This is a genomic window from Anaerococcus martiniensis (assembly GCF_043187485.1).
Taxonomy (GTDB): Bacteria; Bacillota; Clostridia; order Tissierellales; family Peptoniphilaceae; genus Anaerococcus; species Anaerococcus martiniensis.
The window spans coordinates 746,274-762,329 of the sequence record NZ_CP171106.1; the positions used below are offsets into that span (position 1 = coordinate 746,274).

Here is a 16,056-nt window from a genome sequence, read left to right on the forward strand (position 1 = left end):
TAAGTATTATGTATAAAAAATGGATGGATTTATAAATCCATCCATTGCTTGCCCCTAGTGTTTTTGTAGGCTACATATCTGCGTCTGCCGCTGGTATTTCCAATATAGGAAAGCCAGTGGTAGCCGTTTGCTATAACTATTTTGTCGTAATTTATCCTTTGCCCTTTGTGGTAAATTGCAACTATGTTTGCTTGGGTGCTGGGTGCACTTCTTACATAAGTTGCAGCTTTAACTCTTGCAGTGCCTGACTTGTGTTGGGGCTTTTGCACATTATTTACTATGGGTCTAAAGTATCTTTCACGATTACTTCTTTTGCAATCTAGAAAATACCTTAAAAAATTGCTTTCTCCATTGATACTAACCGTTCCATTTACGGCGTTACAATGGATAATCTCACCTTTTTTTAAGAATATCCCTGTGTGTCCACCCGCCCCGGCTGATTTGCCTTCTATGCCGCGGATAAATATATCGCCCGGCTTTACTTGTTCGTAAGAATAAATTTCCTCTAGAACTGATCCTTTGAGTTTGTAGAGTGTTTCAGTGTTGCCAATGACTGTAGTCTGGGGCAAAAAGCCCCCAGCTATCAGGGCAAAATACACAAATGATGAGCAATCCAGGTAGGCTGGCCCCAGCCTTTTGGGATAGACCATGGAGTAGCCAACCATTCTGTGCTTGCTTTTTGCGTATGCTAACATTTTTTCAATTGAGTCCATAATTCTCCTTTATTTTGGGTTTTTGAGTTCACGTATTTCTTTGAGTATCTCGTCTAACTTGTAGTCGAGCTTGTAGATTAATATAAGGCTAACAACAATAGGAAAGCCCAAATCGCCGATTAATTTTGTAATGTCCATAGTTATGTGGCGTTTTTTTCTAAAAATACGGAAAAATATTGAGAAAGGATGTAAGAAATTCCTTTTTTAATCCATGATTTTTGCTACAATATGGTAAAATTGTTTTTTTGATTGGTAAGCAAGTTTAAATTATGCTTTGTTAAATTTATCCGTGTTCTGGGGACCAGGGTGCTAGAGTCTGGTAGAGGGTAAACTCAATTTACGCTTGGCTGGATCTCTCGGCTGCGCTCGAGATGACAGGGGGCTGAGGGAATAGTTATACCAACGCCTGCCATTTCGACCAGAGAAAATTTTAATTTTTGGAGTGGAGAAATCTTTCCTTTTTCCGTTCTCCGATTGTCATCCTTAATGACCTATCCCCATTTTTGTAAAAAATGGATGGAAGGTCAGATATCGCTATGTTTCAAATCTTTGATTTGTCAAATAGCGATTGAGCGGAGCTTGCGGAGTCGAAGGATCTCCTTGGGTTTTTATTATTTTGTTTACGGAGTTTGAGTTGAACTCTAATCTTTGAGACCCTTCGGCTGAGCTCAGGGTGACAGTGAGGGCGAGCGCGTTTTTTTCTGCTATCTTTTAATCATCTAAAGATTATAATTATCCATTTCGACTAAGCGAGTGGAACGGAGCGCATGGAGAAATCTGTTTACTGTCTTATGGTAGACTCTTTTCTAAATCTCTTTCCTACGCTAAGGGTGACAGTTGGTGCGTTGAACAAGCGATTACATAATTTAAATACCAACAATTTTTTAAACACTTTTACCAAAATTTTCTTTTTAGCCTTTCTCCTTTCTTAATTATTCAGAGTCTTTGCTATCTTTTTCTTCTGTTTTATCATCGTCTTTTTCTTCTTTGTAGATTAAGATTTTTGTCATATTATCACCTCCTATTTATATATAGAAAAAACAGGTCTTTTTTCCCGATTTTAGGCAAAAAAATAGCCCACTATTGTCAAATCTTCATTATTTTGTCATTTAGTGAGCTTTTTGTCTAAATTTGTGTGTCTATATAATTTTATTGTTTTACTTAATCTGATATATTTTGTTGTTTTTTTAGCAACTTATGGTATAATATAAGTTGCTATGGGAGCGGATGAGTGTCTGGTGTGCTCTGCGGTCTTCAAAACCGTTGTGAGAAGTGTACTTCTTGGGTAGGTTCGATTCCTACACGCTCTCGCCACTAAACCAATATTCTATAATCTTCCACTCTTTTTGTAATATTTTTCCTATCTAGGTATTCTAATATGACTATGGCTTGATTACGGCTAAGTCCTGATAAGTCTCTAAATTCCTTGGCTTCTAGCTTGTCATTATCCTTGAAATATTCTTTTACCATATCCACTAATTTTGTATAATATTCGTTTCTTATTACAAATTCATCGATTTTTACCAAATCATTTTTTAATAAAAAGGCCAATAAATCCTTGTCTTTCTTGTCAAAAATTTCGCTTTCTTTGGATAGTTTTGGCTCATTTGCCCTGATTTGACCCATTAGTTCATCTATTCTTTTTTGGTCGTTGGCAAGACTTATAGCAAAATTTTTGTCTTTTACAAAACCTCTTTGTAGCATTATGTGCTTGGTTAGGATCTTGTTTTTTAGCATTGCTTCAAAGTCCTTGGTCTCTAGCTTTAGGTCAAGTTTTTGCCTTAACTCTTCTTTGGAAATTCCCTCATCCAAAGGAATATTTTTGTGGTAATCTTTGACCAATTCGCTTATATCACTTGCAATTTTTTCTAGATTTTGGCTTGCTATATAGGATTCTCCTATGATCTGAATATCATTATTGGCTGCCATTTGCTTTAAATCTTGATTAAGGGCTGATTTTTCAATACCCATATGGGTGTAAATTTCATCTTGCGATTTGAACTCATCTAGGAAATCACTTATCTCATCGATTTCGCTAAATTCTTCTTTATTTTTTAGGTAATCCACATAATCTTTTGAATTTACTGTGTGATTTTGCTCATTTGTGTCGATTATTTCTCCCCCACCTATGGTTTTGACTGGTGAATAGGACCTGATTACAAATTTATCCCCTCTTTTTACATATATTTCTTCTTCCAGACGGAATTCGCAAAGAGCACTCTCATTTGATTTGATTTCCTTTTTATCAAGAGGTACAGCCCTGGCCAATACTTCTTTTGTTCCATGGAAAAATCTTACCCTAGTCCAATGCTCGATTTCTATGTCATCAAATTTTGATAGGGAAAGCTTTGTTTGAACATTTTTCACCCTAATCAGCGAATCATTTTGGGCAATGATGTCGCCACGTTCGATTTCGTTTGATGAAATATTTGCAAGATTTAGGGCGATTCTTTGGCCCTTATGGGCAATATCTATAGGTATGTCGTGGTTTTCGATTGATCTTACCTTTACTTTTTTGCCGGATGGGTAGAGCATATATTCGCCGTCTTTGTGGATTTCGCCCTCAGTTAGGGTACCGGTAATAATTGTACCAATACCTTGTAGGGTAAATGATCTATCGATATTCATCCTCATTGATTTGCTGTCTTCTTGCTTTTGAGTATTAAGGATTTTTTCTTCAATTAGGACTTTTAGCTGGTCAATATTTTCTCCAGCAACAGAGTCAACAGCTATGATTGGGGCATCTTCCAAAATGGTATCTGCAAAGGACATTTCTATGTCAGCCTTTACCAAATCAACCATTTCAGGAGTCACCATATTTTTCTTTGTTATAACAATTATGGCATTGTCCACCCCCATATAGTGGAGAATTTGGGCGTGTTCGATTGTTTGTGGCATTACTCCATCATCTGCTGCAATTACTAGCAAAATTATGTCTATACCTACAACGCCTGCCATCATGTTTTTTACAAAGTTTTCGTGGCCTGGCACATCAATTATGCCTGCCTTTTCTCCATTGGAAAGTTCAAGGGCAGTAAAGCCTAAGTTTATGGATATGCCGCGTTCTTTTTCTTCTTTTAAATTGTCAGTTTCATTGCCGGTCAAGGCCCTGATTAAGGTAGTTTTGCCGTGATCAATGTGGCCTGCTGTTCCGATTATATAATTATTTTTCATAATAATCCTTTACTGTCTGATAAATGTCATCGATTTGCCTATCAAAAATTGTAAGAGCATTTAGGTAAAGAGCTCCATCATGGACTGTTGAAATAATGTGGTCTTCTGATAGTCTTAAATGACTTTCTAACTTGTGGATGTCTGTGTCAGTAATCTTTACCGAATAGGTTTTTTTGACATCTAGTGGATATGACCCACCTCCGATTTTGCCTTCGCTTTCTACCATTTCTGCGTCTATGCCATCAATTTTTTGGATTTTTCTTAAGAGTTTTTGGCATCTTTTTTTGACAGTTTCTGCATCCTCTGTAATCATTCTAATGGTTGGGTTATCCTTTTTCATTTGATCAAAGTTGAGGTACTCGATTAGAGTTGCTTCAACTGATGCTAGGGTTAGTTTGTCCACCCTAAAGGCCCTTAGAAGTTGGTTTTTCTTCATTTTTGCAATGTAATCTTTTTTTCCGACTATGATTCCTGCTTGGGATCCACCGATTAATTTATCGCAAGAAAAACTTACAAGGTCAATGCCATCGCTTAGGCAATCTCCCACAGTTTTTTCGTAGGAATAGCCATAAGGAGTAAGGTCTATAAGCGATCCACTTCCTAGGTCTTCATAAAGGAGGATGTCACGGTCGCCTATTAGTTCTTTTAAATCTTTGGTATCTACAGATTCGTTATAGCCCACCATTTGGAAGTTTGATTTGTGGACTTTTACAATAGCTGATAGATTTTCATCATCGATTTCGTTTTCATAATCATAAAGATGAGTCCTATTTGTCGCACCAACTTCCACAACATTGGCCCCAGATTTTTTCATAATTTCTGAAATACGGAAAGAACCACCAATTTCAACCAATTCTCCACGAGAAATAAGGGCATTTTTCCCCTGACAAAAGGTATTTAAAACTAAAAAAACTGCTGAAGCATTGTTATTTACAATAAGTGCATCTTCTGCTCCGGTTAGTTTTTTGACAATTTCAACAAGGTGGGTGTAGCGTGATCCACGCACTCCTTTTTCCACATCATATTCCAAGTTTGAATAAGACGCACCAATTTTTTCAATTCGTTCAAGGGATTTTTCTGATAAAACCGCACGACCTAGGTTGGTGTGTAGGATAACTCCCGTTGCATTTATCACGTTATAAAGTGAATATGGGCTAAAAGAATTGATTTTGCTATCAATATCCGCATATATATCAGCTGTTTCAAAATCTTCCTTTGCCGCAATCTTCGAACGGTAATCATCCAAAACCTTATTTGCAACGTCCTTTACAATCACAGGATTTTCATCATATCTATTTAAAATCTCATTCATTTGAGGTAATTTTTTGTACAAATTTTCCATACTGCCTCCATCTATGCTTATTATACAATATTTTACTAAATTTGTAACAAAGTAATGGGGAACTTTTTAGAAAAGTTTGCAAAATCTTTTTTTCTTATTAAGTAATTGACTTGGTATTAGTATCTTAAATACCTCATCGTTCTCTGGGGGTTGGCTTTAAGGGCGTTTCGATTCGCCCTCCAAATCCTCTTGCTTCGCAAGACCATTCCATGGAGGGTCCTCCATCAGCCGGACGGGCTAGTTTCCAACCACCATGCAAACTCGCCCTAACGACCCCTGCGCGGGGTGCGTAATTTTAAGGAAAGAATCGCTACGCGATGTCTATTTTATAATTGCAGTATGTTGCTTACGCAACTTTTTAATATTAAGCTTCGCTTAATATCTAGACTGTAATTGCAATTATAGTGTATTATGATTATCCATGGCCTTAAGTGAGTTATATACAAAAAAAGCATTTGCTTAAAGCAAATGCTTCTAATTTATGAAAAAAGAATTCGCGGAGCGAACTTCTACTAATCATTGCCCCACGCAGTGGCGGAGGGGGTAAAAAGGGTTTAGGGGGTCCAGGGGGAAAGGGACGTAGGGGTCTCCGCAACCCCTCGTCCCTATCCCCCTAGACGAAGGATAATAATATATAATAATATTATTTTAAAACTACAAAGTTATCTAATAATAAATATTTCGATTCACTTTAGTAAAGTGAATGTATACCCCCATCTCTTGCTTCATTTGGTGTTAAAAATACTGGGCTATTTTTTCTAAGCCTCATATTTTCCCCACCAATAATGCCTGCTGGCTCATCTGGCTTTACAAATGTATCATACATACATCCTACACCTGAGACTACTTTTACAATGCCTATTTTATATTTGCCTGGCCTTTTGATATTGTAAAAGTCTTTTGTTTCATCGTATTTGCCTTCGTATGATTTTAATACTTCTCTTATTTTTCCAATAATTTCGTCGGCTATTTCATGGGCTTTAATAATACCATCCGCTGTCCTGCCTTCGCCTTCTTTGAAGGTGAAATCTATATGGAAAATATAATCATCTACAGATGGGGTACCTGGTTTGTCAAAGCTAATTTTTTCTTTTAATGTACCGTCACAAGAGCCCATATTTGCAGGTTGAAGGTCGTAGGCTTCTTCTACCCCTGTTATCATTGCTACTACGCCTTTTAGCTCTACTGTTTGGCCTTCTCCAAGTTTTCCTGATTTTTTACCGGCAATTGGCATCACATCTAGGTTTGTGTTGGCTTCTTTTTCGTAATCTCCTGGTTTTATGATATCTACACTCATATCAACTATTCTTTCTTGGCCATCTAGGGCATTTTTTGCAATGTTTTCATCGATAATTAGAGTGTGGCCGTCAATTTTATTTTCTTCGCCAAATTTTACTTGATCTATTTTTATGTAAGATTTTGTAAGTTTGCCTTCTTTTTTCTCATTCGGATCCTTTTTCTTGTCCCATTTTTTGCCACGTTTGGCCATTTTTTTGCTAAGTTCAACCATGGCCTTCATAGCATCTATTTCTGAAAGAGAATTTTCTCCTAAAACTTGAGTTTCAAAGCCCGATTCTGTTTTGTTGTAGTCAAGTACTAAGTCCACATATTCGTTTGTAGCTACAAATGTTGCTTGTTGGCCGATAAATGAAAGACCTGCTGTTGCTATACCATTTTTTTCTAATTCACCTATTACAGTTGTAAAATCTATGTGGTGGTTGCCCCAGCCATCTAGGGCTACTATGGCTGCATCAAGTCCTAATTCTTTGGCCATTTTGGCTGTTTCTACTGATGTTCTTTCCTTATCAACTTGCTTATCAGCTACTCCCTTGGCAATTACTCCTACAAATTCTAATCCATCATAAGATGAAACTATATTTACTAATGGGCACCTATAATGATGCATGGTTGTCATTTTTGTACTAGGGCCAAATCCCATTTTTGCCTCCTATTTATTTTGCTCATATAATTTTATATGTAAGAAAACCTTTTATCTAATATTATTATAACACGTTCAGTTTTATTGACAATATTTCTACAATAGGAAATTATCAATAAAAAAAACCTAGATTATCTAGGCTTACTTGTTATTATAGTCTTCAGCTATTTCTTTTACTGCTTTAATTGCAGCATCTATTTCTTCTTCTGTGTTGAAATATGAAAAGGAAAATCTCACTATGCCTTGGTTTTCTGTGCCAAAGTGTTTATGAATTAGTGGGGCGCAATGGGCTCCAGGTCTAGTTTGGATATTATATTCTTCATCTAATATTAGAGAAAGCTCTGAGCTATCCATATCAGATAGATTAAAGGAGACAATTCCTGTAAAATCTCCCTCTGGTTTTTTAGAATAAATCTTAATGCCTTCTATATTTTCGATGCCCTCATAAAATCTTTTGGTCAATTTTTTTATTTTTTCATTTATATTTTCTATGCCAGTTTCTAAAAGAAATTTTAGGCTAGCATCCATGGCAATTTGGGAAAGGAAGTTGCTTGTCCCAACTTCAAAAATAGCTGGAAAGTTTTTTGGGTGACACTTATCAAAAGAATTTACCCCTGATCCACCTGCAAAGACATTTGAAAAATCAAAATCTCCCACTTTTATTATCCCTCCAGTTCCTGATGGCCCGTAAAGGGATTTATGGCCGGTAAAAACAAAAATGCTATTTGTATATTTTGACAAATCTACATCCACACAGCCTGCTGTCTGAGCCATGTCGATTATCATTACTAAATTATATTTATCTGCAATTTCGTGGATTTTGTCCAAGTCATTTAGATTTGCTAGTAGATTTGATGCGTGGTTTATTACTACAAATCTTGTATTTTCTTTGATAAGTTCTGGAATCTTATCAAAATCTACTTCACAGTTTTCATCAAAATCTAGAAAAGAAAGTTCTGCTCCTGATTGGTAGAGGGGCCTTAGGACAGAGTTATGCTCGGTTGTTGTTGTAATTACATGGTCATTTTCTTTTATTAATGATTTGATGATCATATTTAGACCGAAACTAGCATTTTCTGTAAGGGCTATATCATTTGGATCTCCTATATGAAATATTTTTGCCAGGTCCATTTTGGTCTTATATATCCCCATCATAGAATTTTGTGAAAGGGCGTGGCCTGACCTTGATGGATTGCCGTAGGATTCACTTTCTAAAAGCTCTATATATTTTTCCTTTAGTGACTCTGGTTTATGTAGGGTTGTGGCGGAGTTATCAAAGTACATATTCTTCTATCACTCTCTTTTTGCCCTCATGGTAGAGGGTGTATATTTTATCATAGTCTGATTTTTCTAGGATATTTAGGGCATTTTCCAATTCACTTTTGTCAACACGCAAGCAAAACCCACATCCAGCACCAATTTCGGTAGGAAGTGGGATTAGTCTTGCGCCAGCCAAATGCTCAGTTTTTTCAAGAACAGCCATGGCAGCTGATGTGGTATCAAACGAAAATATGATATGCTCTATTTCCTTAGCAAGGGTAGATGGCATTGTTTGATCTCATTGCTTCTACGATTTTGTACATATTGGTAATTTCACCAACTGCGAGCTTATCTTTTTTGCCATAGTGGTCTAGGCAAAGTCCGCAAGAATATACTCTAACTCCACGGTTTTCAAGATTTTTTAAGTCTTCTATTGTTTTTTCGTTTTCTGTTGTAAGGAAAACGCCCCTGTTATAGAAGATAATTTCTACTGGTAAGTGGTCTTGTTCAGTTACTGAGTAGATAAATCCTTCTAGTAATTGTTTTGAGAAATCTTCATCTCCATCGCCAATTTTATCTGAGTTTACTATTACAACATAGTTGTTACTTGTAGCACTATTTACTGAGTAGTCTTCGATTTCTCTGTGGTCTCTTGATGCTTCTGTTTTTTCTAGGCTAACCTTGTATTTTCTTTCTCCAAGTTTTTCTACTTTTGAATTAATTTTTAATTCATTTGCCATTTTTGTTAGGTTTTCTGTAGAAACTTCGTTGTCTACTAGGATTTCAAATTCTGTTTCATCTGGATTTTCTCTTAAGGCTTTTTTTGTTTCAATTACTGGGATTGGGCAAGCTTTGCCAATTACATCTATTTCTCTCATTTTAATCTCCTTTTTATTTTACAATGATAGGGTAAGATCTTCTTAATTTTACTTCCCCTATTTCATATATATCCATATTTTGCTTTTTAAACTCTTCTATAATTTGATCAGCAGTATCTCTATCAACTGCTACTAGTAGTCCACCACTGGTTTGTGGGTCAAATAATACCTCGCTCATAGCAAAATCATCCTTGTAAAATTCAACAACATTTTTTAGATAATTTCTGTTATTTTGACCGCCTGTGGTGAATAAAAATTCATTGGCTAAGTCAAGAGCTGGCTCTAGAACTGGGACTTTTTTGCTATCTACTATGATAGAAAAATCATCTCCTGCCATTTCTGATAAGTGGCCTAAAAGACCAAAGCCTGTAACATCAGTTGCTGCGTGGATGTCGTAGTTTACAAAAATATCTCTTGCATATTTATTTAGTAATTTCATCTGGTCAGTGCAGGCCTTAAACTCCTCATCACTTACCATGCCTTGGTTGTAGGAACCTGTAATTAGCCCTGTTCCAAGTTTTTTAGTTAATAAAATTACATCCTTATCTTGAGGAGTATTATTTTGCCAAATTTTATCAATAGCAACTTTTCCAGTTACTGACAAACCATATTTAGTTAGGTTATCGTGGATGGAGTGGCCACCTACTAGGGAAGCTTCCGCCTCACTCACCTTATCATTGCCCCCACGGAGGATTTGTCTTAAAATATCAAAATCTTCTTCCAATGGGAACATGGCAATGTTTAAAGCACTTACTACTTCTCCCCCCATAGCATAAATATCGCTTAGGGAATTTGCCGCTGCAATTTGCCCAAATAGGTATGGATCTTCTACCATAGCTGGGAAAAAGTCCAAGGTTTGGATTATTGCAGTTTTTCCATCAATATCTATAACAGCAGCGTCATCTTTGCCATCAAATCCTACAAGAACATCATCACGTCTATATGGATTGATGTCTTTTAATAAAGAATCTAAGTTTCCTGCAGCAATTTTGGCATTGCAGCCGCCGCAAACTTCTATTTTACTCATTATTTTCCTTTTTATAACATTTCTATGAAGGCAGCCATTCTTGTATTTAACTGGCCTATGTCCGCTTTTGAGAAGTCAGTTTCTACAAACATATATGGTATGCCTTTTTCTTCTGTAACAAATCTTTTTATTTTTTCACGCTCAACTATATATGGGTGGCAGGCAACCAAGTCCATTTCGATAACTCCATCCGCATTGTATTTATCAATAAGTCTGCCAAGCAAGTCATAGCGATTTGTATCTGGGGTCATAACTGAGCAACCAATATCTAAATATCTACGAGCAATTGCCTCGTTGATGTCATCAGTTTCCAAATCTATATTGTTATCAAAATTTTTCTCGCCAGAGCAGTTTTCAAAACTTACTACAACAGCACCATTATCCTCTATAGCTTTTATAACTTTTTCTGTAGCACCACCCATTGGGCAACCTGTGATAATAATTCTAGGTTTTTTCTCTAATTTTTCTGGATCATATTCTGCACGAATTTTTTCGGCAATGGCATTTATCTCATCAGCCAAAATTGTCTTATCCATTTTAAATTGTGATCCATAGGTTACATGGAAAAAGTCAAGGCCAGTCATTGGTGCTGGGTCTAGTTCCATTGTATCTGCCAAATTTTTTTGAGCATCTCTTATATCATTACCCACCTTTGACCATTTTATAAGGTCATCATCACTTATTTTTGTATCAAGTTTTTCTTCCAAGTAGTCCCTAAAGTCTATTACTTCATCCTTCCAATAGCGGAGGGATTTTTCGTTTTGTGTTTGTGGCAGGTGCATGATATACATTGGCTTGATGTCATTCATCAGCTCATACATTTTCTTTTTGCCATCACATGTTGTTTCTCCAACAACTATGTCAGAAAAATAAAAAAATGGGCATTTGTCTGTTTTTGCAAAGCCATATGATGATTTAATAAGCGGGCAAAGATTGGCTGGCAAATCTTTTTCAGCTTCTGGGATTGTCTCATCACTGGTTGAACAAAGTCCAACTGTACTTGCTCCTGCTGCCCAAGCTACTTCTTCTGGAAAATATGTACAGTAGGCTCCAACTAAAGGAATTCCCTTATCTTTTAATTTTTTTACATCTAAAAACGCGTTTTTTCTTTGTTCTGCAAATTCTTCAAAAACTTCTGGTAATTCTTTTACTATATCTGTCATCTTTTTTTCTTCTCCTTTGCAAGTAAGGCTGCGCCGTAAGACCCGGCAAATTTGCCATTTTCTGTAGTATGTACTGGTGTATTTAATTTTTCACTTAAAACTTTTGCAAAATATGGGATATTTGATAGGCCACCTGTAAGGATTACTTCATTTTTAATTTTTGCACGACCTGCTAGCTGGCTTACTTTTTTTGCAACAGAATCAATAACTCCTGCAGCTATATCTTCTTTTTTTCTGCCCTCGCCAATATAATTTATGACCTCTGATTCAGCAAAAACTGTGCACATGGCACTTATTTCTATGGGATCTCCATTTTGAGCAATATCAAATAGTTCTTCTAAGGTTAGGTTTAATTTATCTGCCATAATTTCAATAAATCTTCCAGTCCCTGCCGAACACTTATCATTCATCAAAAAGTCAGCCACAAATCCATTCTCAAGGCTAATTACCTTGGTATCTTGGCCACCTACATCGATAATTGTGGTGGTTGTTGCACCAGAGAGTTCTCGTCCACCCCTGGCATGGCAGGTGATTTCTGTAATTTCAAAATCAGCATAGGATACAGAAATACGACCGTATCCTGTGGCAATCGTGCGGCAATCTTCACTTTCTGGATAAACCCCATAATCATTTTCTAATTTATCTTTAATTAATCCTGCGGTTTCCTTGCTGGACCAACCGGTTGGCATTACAAAATGTTTGATGTCCTCATTTTTTATAAGAGTTATTTTTGCAGCAGTAGACCCAATGTCTATCCCTACATAATCCATTTTTCCTCCAATAAAATTAGTATCAAATAAAAAACGTTCTCACAAAGAAAAATAGTGTACTAGCCTTAGGCTTATTCTTCTAAATTGAAAAGTTATTTAAAATTTTTTAGCTAAGTGTACTTACTGAAAATTTCCTGTTTAGCTCTATTTTTACTAAACTTTTTATTATAATATTGTCAATTTTTTGCTTAGATGATTTAATCCAAAAAAAAGACGGGTCTTGGCCCGCCTTTACTGCTGATTTTATTTAGTTTGCGTTGTATACTTCTTCAGTTATTTCTGGATCTGCTATAAAAGAATCTTCTTCTTTTGAGCTTTTACTTTTTCTAATCATTGTTATAGCTGTGTAGTAAATTACTAAGATGATTAGGATTTTAAGAGCGTCAATATTGGCATTTTTTACTCCAAGATATGCAACAACAACTCCTAATAAACCAAATAAGTTGATGTATAAGGATGCTGATCTGTCATAAGCTTCTTCTTTTATAAATCTAATACCAGCTGTTGGCATTAAAATAGCGCAAGAACCCATCATGATTGGAAAAGCTGACTTGATATTCATACCTAGTAGTGAAACCATAGCCATACATGGAGCGTATAGACCAACCCCTGCACACATTAAAACACCTAGGATAAAGTTACCAATTACTGCAACTATTAATCTCCAACCAGATAGACCTATAGCTGTATTGTTCATTTCAAATAAGCCTAGGTATGGGTGGGTAATTAGCATAGCTGTAGCTGCTAAAAATAAAGCAACTCCCATAACAAATTGAACTTTTTTCTCATCCATTTTTGCAATAATGCCAGCCCCTATATAAGAACCAATAGTAGCTGATACTATCATCAAAGCTAGAGTAAGCGGGTCAATTTCTATAGTTGAAGTAAATAAGAGAGCCTCTAAAAGTGTCGGCAAGGAACAAGAAGCATTTAAAGTACCTGGTATAAGCTTATCATTTACCTTTACCTTTAAAGCTCCAAATAAGGCAACGATATTTCCAAATGATCCTATACCGAGAGTATCACCAAAATTTACCAAAAATCCTATGAATGATTGCTTAATTTTATCTGATTTTGAAGTTTTCTTTAAATCTTCTTTGTTTTTATAGATGTCACGTCCAATAAATGCTGCATATCCAGCAAAATATACATAATATAATCCCTTTAATAATGTAATTATCATTGGTATCTCCTTAAAATTATTTAATTTTGTATTAATTTGTAAAAAAATGAAAATGTTATTATAAAATTTCTAATAAAATAAAATTTAATTATCCTTTTAAGGTGACAGTAACTGGCACTTTAGATATTCCATTGCCGACACGTCTTACTGTTTTGATTGCAGCAAATCTGTAATCAGCACTATTTTCCTGATGAAATCTCATAGTAACTCCTTTTAAAAAATAAAAATTTGCCAGCCATCTAATGTACTGATTTGAAAATATTTGCATAAAAAATACACCAATAAAAATAAAGATAAATTTAAAGATGTAAATGTTATGTAAACGATATTATATGTTAACATTATCAAATTAAAATGACTTTGTCAATCATTTTTAAAAACTTTTTTTAAAGTCATATTCTTTACCAAAAATTGGTTAATTTTTCTCTAAACTTACACTATAGGATAAATCAAAATTATTTTGAGTAAAAAAAGACAAGGCCAAATCCTTGTCTAAATACATAGTTTATTTTGATTCGTACATTTCTTTGTTATCTTCTAGTTTATCAGTTGTTGTGGTTGTTTCATATACTTTAGGAGCTTTACTTTTCTTAAACATTGTGTAAGCAGTGTAGTAAATTACAGCTATAATAACAAAAGTTAGTATGTCGATATTCGCATTCTTTACCCCCCCAATAAGCTATTACTACCCCTAGTAAACCAAAAAGGTTGATAAGTACTGCTGCTGTTCTATCATAAGCACCTTCTTTGATAAATTTGACAGATCCAGCTGGCATAAGTAGGGCACAAGATCCCATCATGATTGGGAATGCTAGTTTTATATTCATACCAAGTAAAGAAACCATGGCCATACATGGAGCATATAGACCAACTCCCGCACTCATTAGAGCACCAAGGATAAAGTTACCAATGATAGCTACTATTAGTTTCCAATCTGTAAATCCTATAGCACCATTTTCCATTTCAAATAGTCCAAAGTATGGGTGGGTAATAAGCATCACTGTTGCTGCTATAAATAAAGCTATACCCATTACTCTTTGAATTTTTCTCTCATCCATTTTAGAATAGCCTCTGCACCAATATATGAACCTAACACTACTGCTATCATAAGAGCAAGTGTTATAGCATCCATCTCTACTGCAGAGGTAAACAAGATTGCCTCAAATAATGCTGGTAGAGTACAAGAAACATTTAGTGTACCTGGTATAACTCTATCGCTAATATTTATTTTCAAAGCATTAAATAAAGCTACTATGGCCCAAAAGAACCTATACCTAAGGTATCAGCAAAGTTAGTTATAAATCCTATCGCTGAAAGTTTTGCTTTTTCTTTACCAGGAGTAGTTTTTATATCTTCTTTATGTTTTGCTACATCAAGTCCTAATGCACCAGCAAATCCTACAAAGGCGATGTAAAATAAACTTTTTAATACAGTTAATATCATCTACATCCCTACTATGAAAGGATGAATCCGTGGTTTAGTGGGTCTTCTTCATCGAAAATAAAGTTATTAAATCCTGTGATGTAAGCTGTACCTGTAATTTGTGGAACAATTGCATCAAATTCGCCAACTTTTGTTTCTTCAACAATTTCACCTTCGAAAATTGTTCCAAGAATTGATTCGTAGAAGAATTTTTCACCTACTTTTAATTCACCTTTTGCAAATAAAGTTGCTAATTTAGCAGATGTACCTGTACCACAAGGAGATCTGTCTACTTGACCTTGGCCAAATACTACACAGTTTTTAAGTGTTGCATCTGGGTTGTCTGTTTCTGACCACCATTCAACTAGGTCAACAGTTTTGATGTGTTCAAGAGTAGGGTGTTGGATTTCAATTTCATCATTGATAATATCTCTAAGTTCGATACCTAAATCTCTAAGTTTTGCTGCATTTTCTGGAACAATTTCTAAACCAATTTGTTCTACTTTTACAATTGCAAAGAATGATCCACCAAAGGCTATATCAAATTTGATTTTTCCGTATTCTGGAAGTTCTACTTCTTGGTCGGCCTTATATAGGAAAGATGGTACGTTTTTGAATGAAACTTTTTTAGCAACTCCATCTACAACTTCAACATCACCACGGATGATACCAGCTGGAGCTTCTTGAACAATGTGAGTAACTGGTTCTACTGCTTCTACAATTCCAGTTTCCACAGCTATTGTCATAGCACCGATTGTACCATGACCGCACATATTTAAGTATCCACCACCATCCATGAAGATAATTCCATAATCAGCTTCAGGGTCTACTGGGTCTACTAGCATAGAACCAAACATTTCATTATGTCCTCTAGGTTCAAGCATGATACCAGTTCTTACCCAGTCCATGTTATCTTCTAACCATTGTTTTTTTTCTGGTAATGTTGCTCCAGGAACTTTTGGGAAACCACTTACTACAGTTCTTACTGCTTCACCTGCAGTATGTCCGTCTACAGCGTTGATATTTTTTTGAAATTTCATAATAATCTCCTTATAAATAAATAATATCTGCTAATAATATGTAAATACAAAGGCTTGTTGAATTTAGTAGGAAAAGCATAGTCAGTACAACAAGCTTTGTATATACGTAAACGATTTACTCTACCTATAGATTAACTCTTAGAAT

At 35.5% G+C, this 16,056-nt stretch carries 16 protein-coding genes and 1 tRNA gene; 1 reads left to right on the forward strand and 16 read right to left on the reverse strand.

Translation table 11 applies throughout. From position 1 onward, the window contains the following. Nucleotides 1–29: 29 nt before the first annotated feature. Together ACF3NF_RS03740 and ACF3NF_RS03745 are read right to left on the reverse strand one after the other, a co-directional pair. Nucleotides 30–713, reverse strand: a complete 684-nt coding sequence (locus ACF3NF_RS03740) for a peptidoglycan amidohydrolase family protein (protein ID WP_394024323.1) — start codon at nt 711–713, stop codon at nt 30–32. Nucleotides 714–722: 9 nt separating this feature from the next. Continuing rightward, nucleotides 723–851 (reverse strand): YvrJ family protein, encoded by a 129-nt coding sequence (locus ACF3NF_RS03745; protein ID WP_262123148.1) that lies wholly within the window; start codon nt 849–851, stop codon nt 723–725. 1,081 nt (nt 852–1,932) lie between these two features. Between ACF3NF_RS03745 and ACF3NF_RS03750 the strand changes: the two genes are divergently transcribed. Beyond that, nucleotides 1,933–2,027, forward strand: a tRNA-Sec gene (locus ACF3NF_RS03750). On the opposite strand, the gene selB is transcribed toward ACF3NF_RS03750, so the two are convergent. The 14 genes from selB to ACF3NF_RS03820 all read right to left on the reverse strand — a co-directional run bounded on the left by selB (nt 2,028) and on the right by ACF3NF_RS03820 (nt 15,911). After that, entirely contained in the window at nt 2,028–3,887 is a 1,860-nt protein-coding gene (selB, locus tag ACF3NF_RS03755) for a selenocysteine-specific translation elongation factor (RefSeq protein ID WP_394024326.1), read from the reverse strand. Further along, nucleotides 3,877–5,229 carry an L-seryl-tRNA(Sec) selenium transferase gene (selA, locus tag ACF3NF_RS03760; RefSeq protein ID WP_394024328.1) on the reverse strand — a complete coding sequence of 451 codons (1,353 nt, stop codon included), beginning with the start codon at nt 5,227–5,229 and terminating at the stop codon, nt 3,877–3,879. Before selA ends, selB begins: the two co-directional genes overlap by 11 nt. A 691-nt stretch (nt 5,230–5,920) precedes the next feature. Further along, nucleotides 5,921–7,168: a glycine/sarcosine/betaine reductase component B subunit gene (locus tag ACF3NF_RS03765; RefSeq protein WP_394024330.1), complete on the reverse strand. Its 1,248-nt coding sequence runs from the start codon at nt 7,166–7,168 to the stop codon at nt 5,921–5,923. A gap of 141 nt (nt 7,169–7,309) precedes the next feature. Continuing rightward, a complete protein-coding gene (locus tag ACF3NF_RS03770; protein ID WP_394024332.1) occupies nt 7,310–8,452 on the reverse strand; it encodes an aminotransferase class V-fold PLP-dependent enzyme in 1,143 nt (380 codons plus the stop codon). Further along, nucleotides 8,442–8,717 carry a DUF3343 domain-containing protein gene (locus tag ACF3NF_RS03775; RefSeq protein ID WP_394024334.1) on the reverse strand — a complete coding sequence of 92 codons (276 nt, stop codon included), beginning with the start codon at nt 8,715–8,717 and terminating at the stop codon, nt 8,442–8,444. The genes ACF3NF_RS03770 and ACF3NF_RS03775 overlap by 11 nt, the downstream gene beginning before the upstream one ends. Further along, on the reverse strand, nt 8,698–9,306 hold the full coding sequence (gene yedF, locus ACF3NF_RS03780; RefSeq protein WP_262123160.1) for a sulfurtransferase-like selenium metabolism protein YedF: 609 nt from the start codon (nt 9,304–9,306) through the stop codon (nt 8,698–8,700). The genes ACF3NF_RS03775 and yedF overlap by 20 nt, the downstream gene beginning before the upstream one ends. 13 nt (nt 9,307–9,319) lie before the next feature. After that, on the reverse strand, nt 9,320–10,333 hold the full coding sequence (gene selD, locus ACF3NF_RS03785) for a selenide, water dikinase SelD (protein ID WP_394024336.1): 1,014 nt from the start codon (nt 10,331–10,333) through the stop codon (nt 9,320–9,322). Between the two features lie 11 nt (nt 10,334–10,344). Continuing rightward, nucleotides 10,345–11,496: a double-cubane-cluster-containing anaerobic reductase gene (locus tag ACF3NF_RS03790; RefSeq protein ID WP_394024338.1), complete on the reverse strand. Its 1,152-nt coding sequence runs from the start codon at nt 11,494–11,496 to the stop codon at nt 10,345–10,347. After that, entirely contained in the window at nt 11,493–12,266 is a 774-nt protein-coding gene (locus tag ACF3NF_RS03795; protein ID WP_394024340.1) for an acyl-CoA dehydratase activase, read from the reverse strand. The genes ACF3NF_RS03790 and ACF3NF_RS03795 overlap by 4 nt, the downstream gene beginning before the upstream one ends. 247 nt (nt 12,267–12,513) lie before the next feature. Then, entirely contained in the window at nt 12,514–13,449 is a 936-nt protein-coding gene (locus ACF3NF_RS03800) for a sulfite exporter TauE/SafE family protein (RefSeq protein WP_394024342.1), read from the reverse strand. Between the two features lie 590 nt (nt 13,450–14,039). After that, nucleotides 14,040–14,507 (reverse strand): hypothetical protein, encoded by a 468-nt coding sequence (locus ACF3NF_RS03805; protein ID WP_394024344.1) that lies wholly within the window; start codon nt 14,505–14,507, stop codon nt 14,040–14,042. Beyond that, nucleotides 14,480–14,683 carry a hypothetical protein gene (locus ACF3NF_RS03810; protein ID WP_394024346.1) on the reverse strand — a complete coding sequence of 68 codons (204 nt, stop codon included), beginning with the start codon at nt 14,681–14,683 and terminating at the stop codon, nt 14,480–14,482. The genes ACF3NF_RS03805 and ACF3NF_RS03810 overlap by 28 nt, the downstream gene beginning before the upstream one ends. A 17-nt stretch (nt 14,684–14,700) precedes the next feature. After that, on the reverse strand, nt 14,701–14,892 hold the full coding sequence (locus ACF3NF_RS03815) for a hypothetical protein (protein WP_394024348.1): 192 nt from the start codon (nt 14,890–14,892) through the stop codon (nt 14,701–14,703). Between the two features lie 11 nt (nt 14,893–14,903). Then, nucleotides 14,904–15,911: a proline racemase gene (locus ACF3NF_RS03820; protein WP_394024350.1), complete on the reverse strand. Its 1,008-nt coding sequence runs from the start codon at nt 15,909–15,911 to the stop codon at nt 14,904–14,906. Nucleotides 15,912–16,056: the final 145 nt, after the last annotated feature.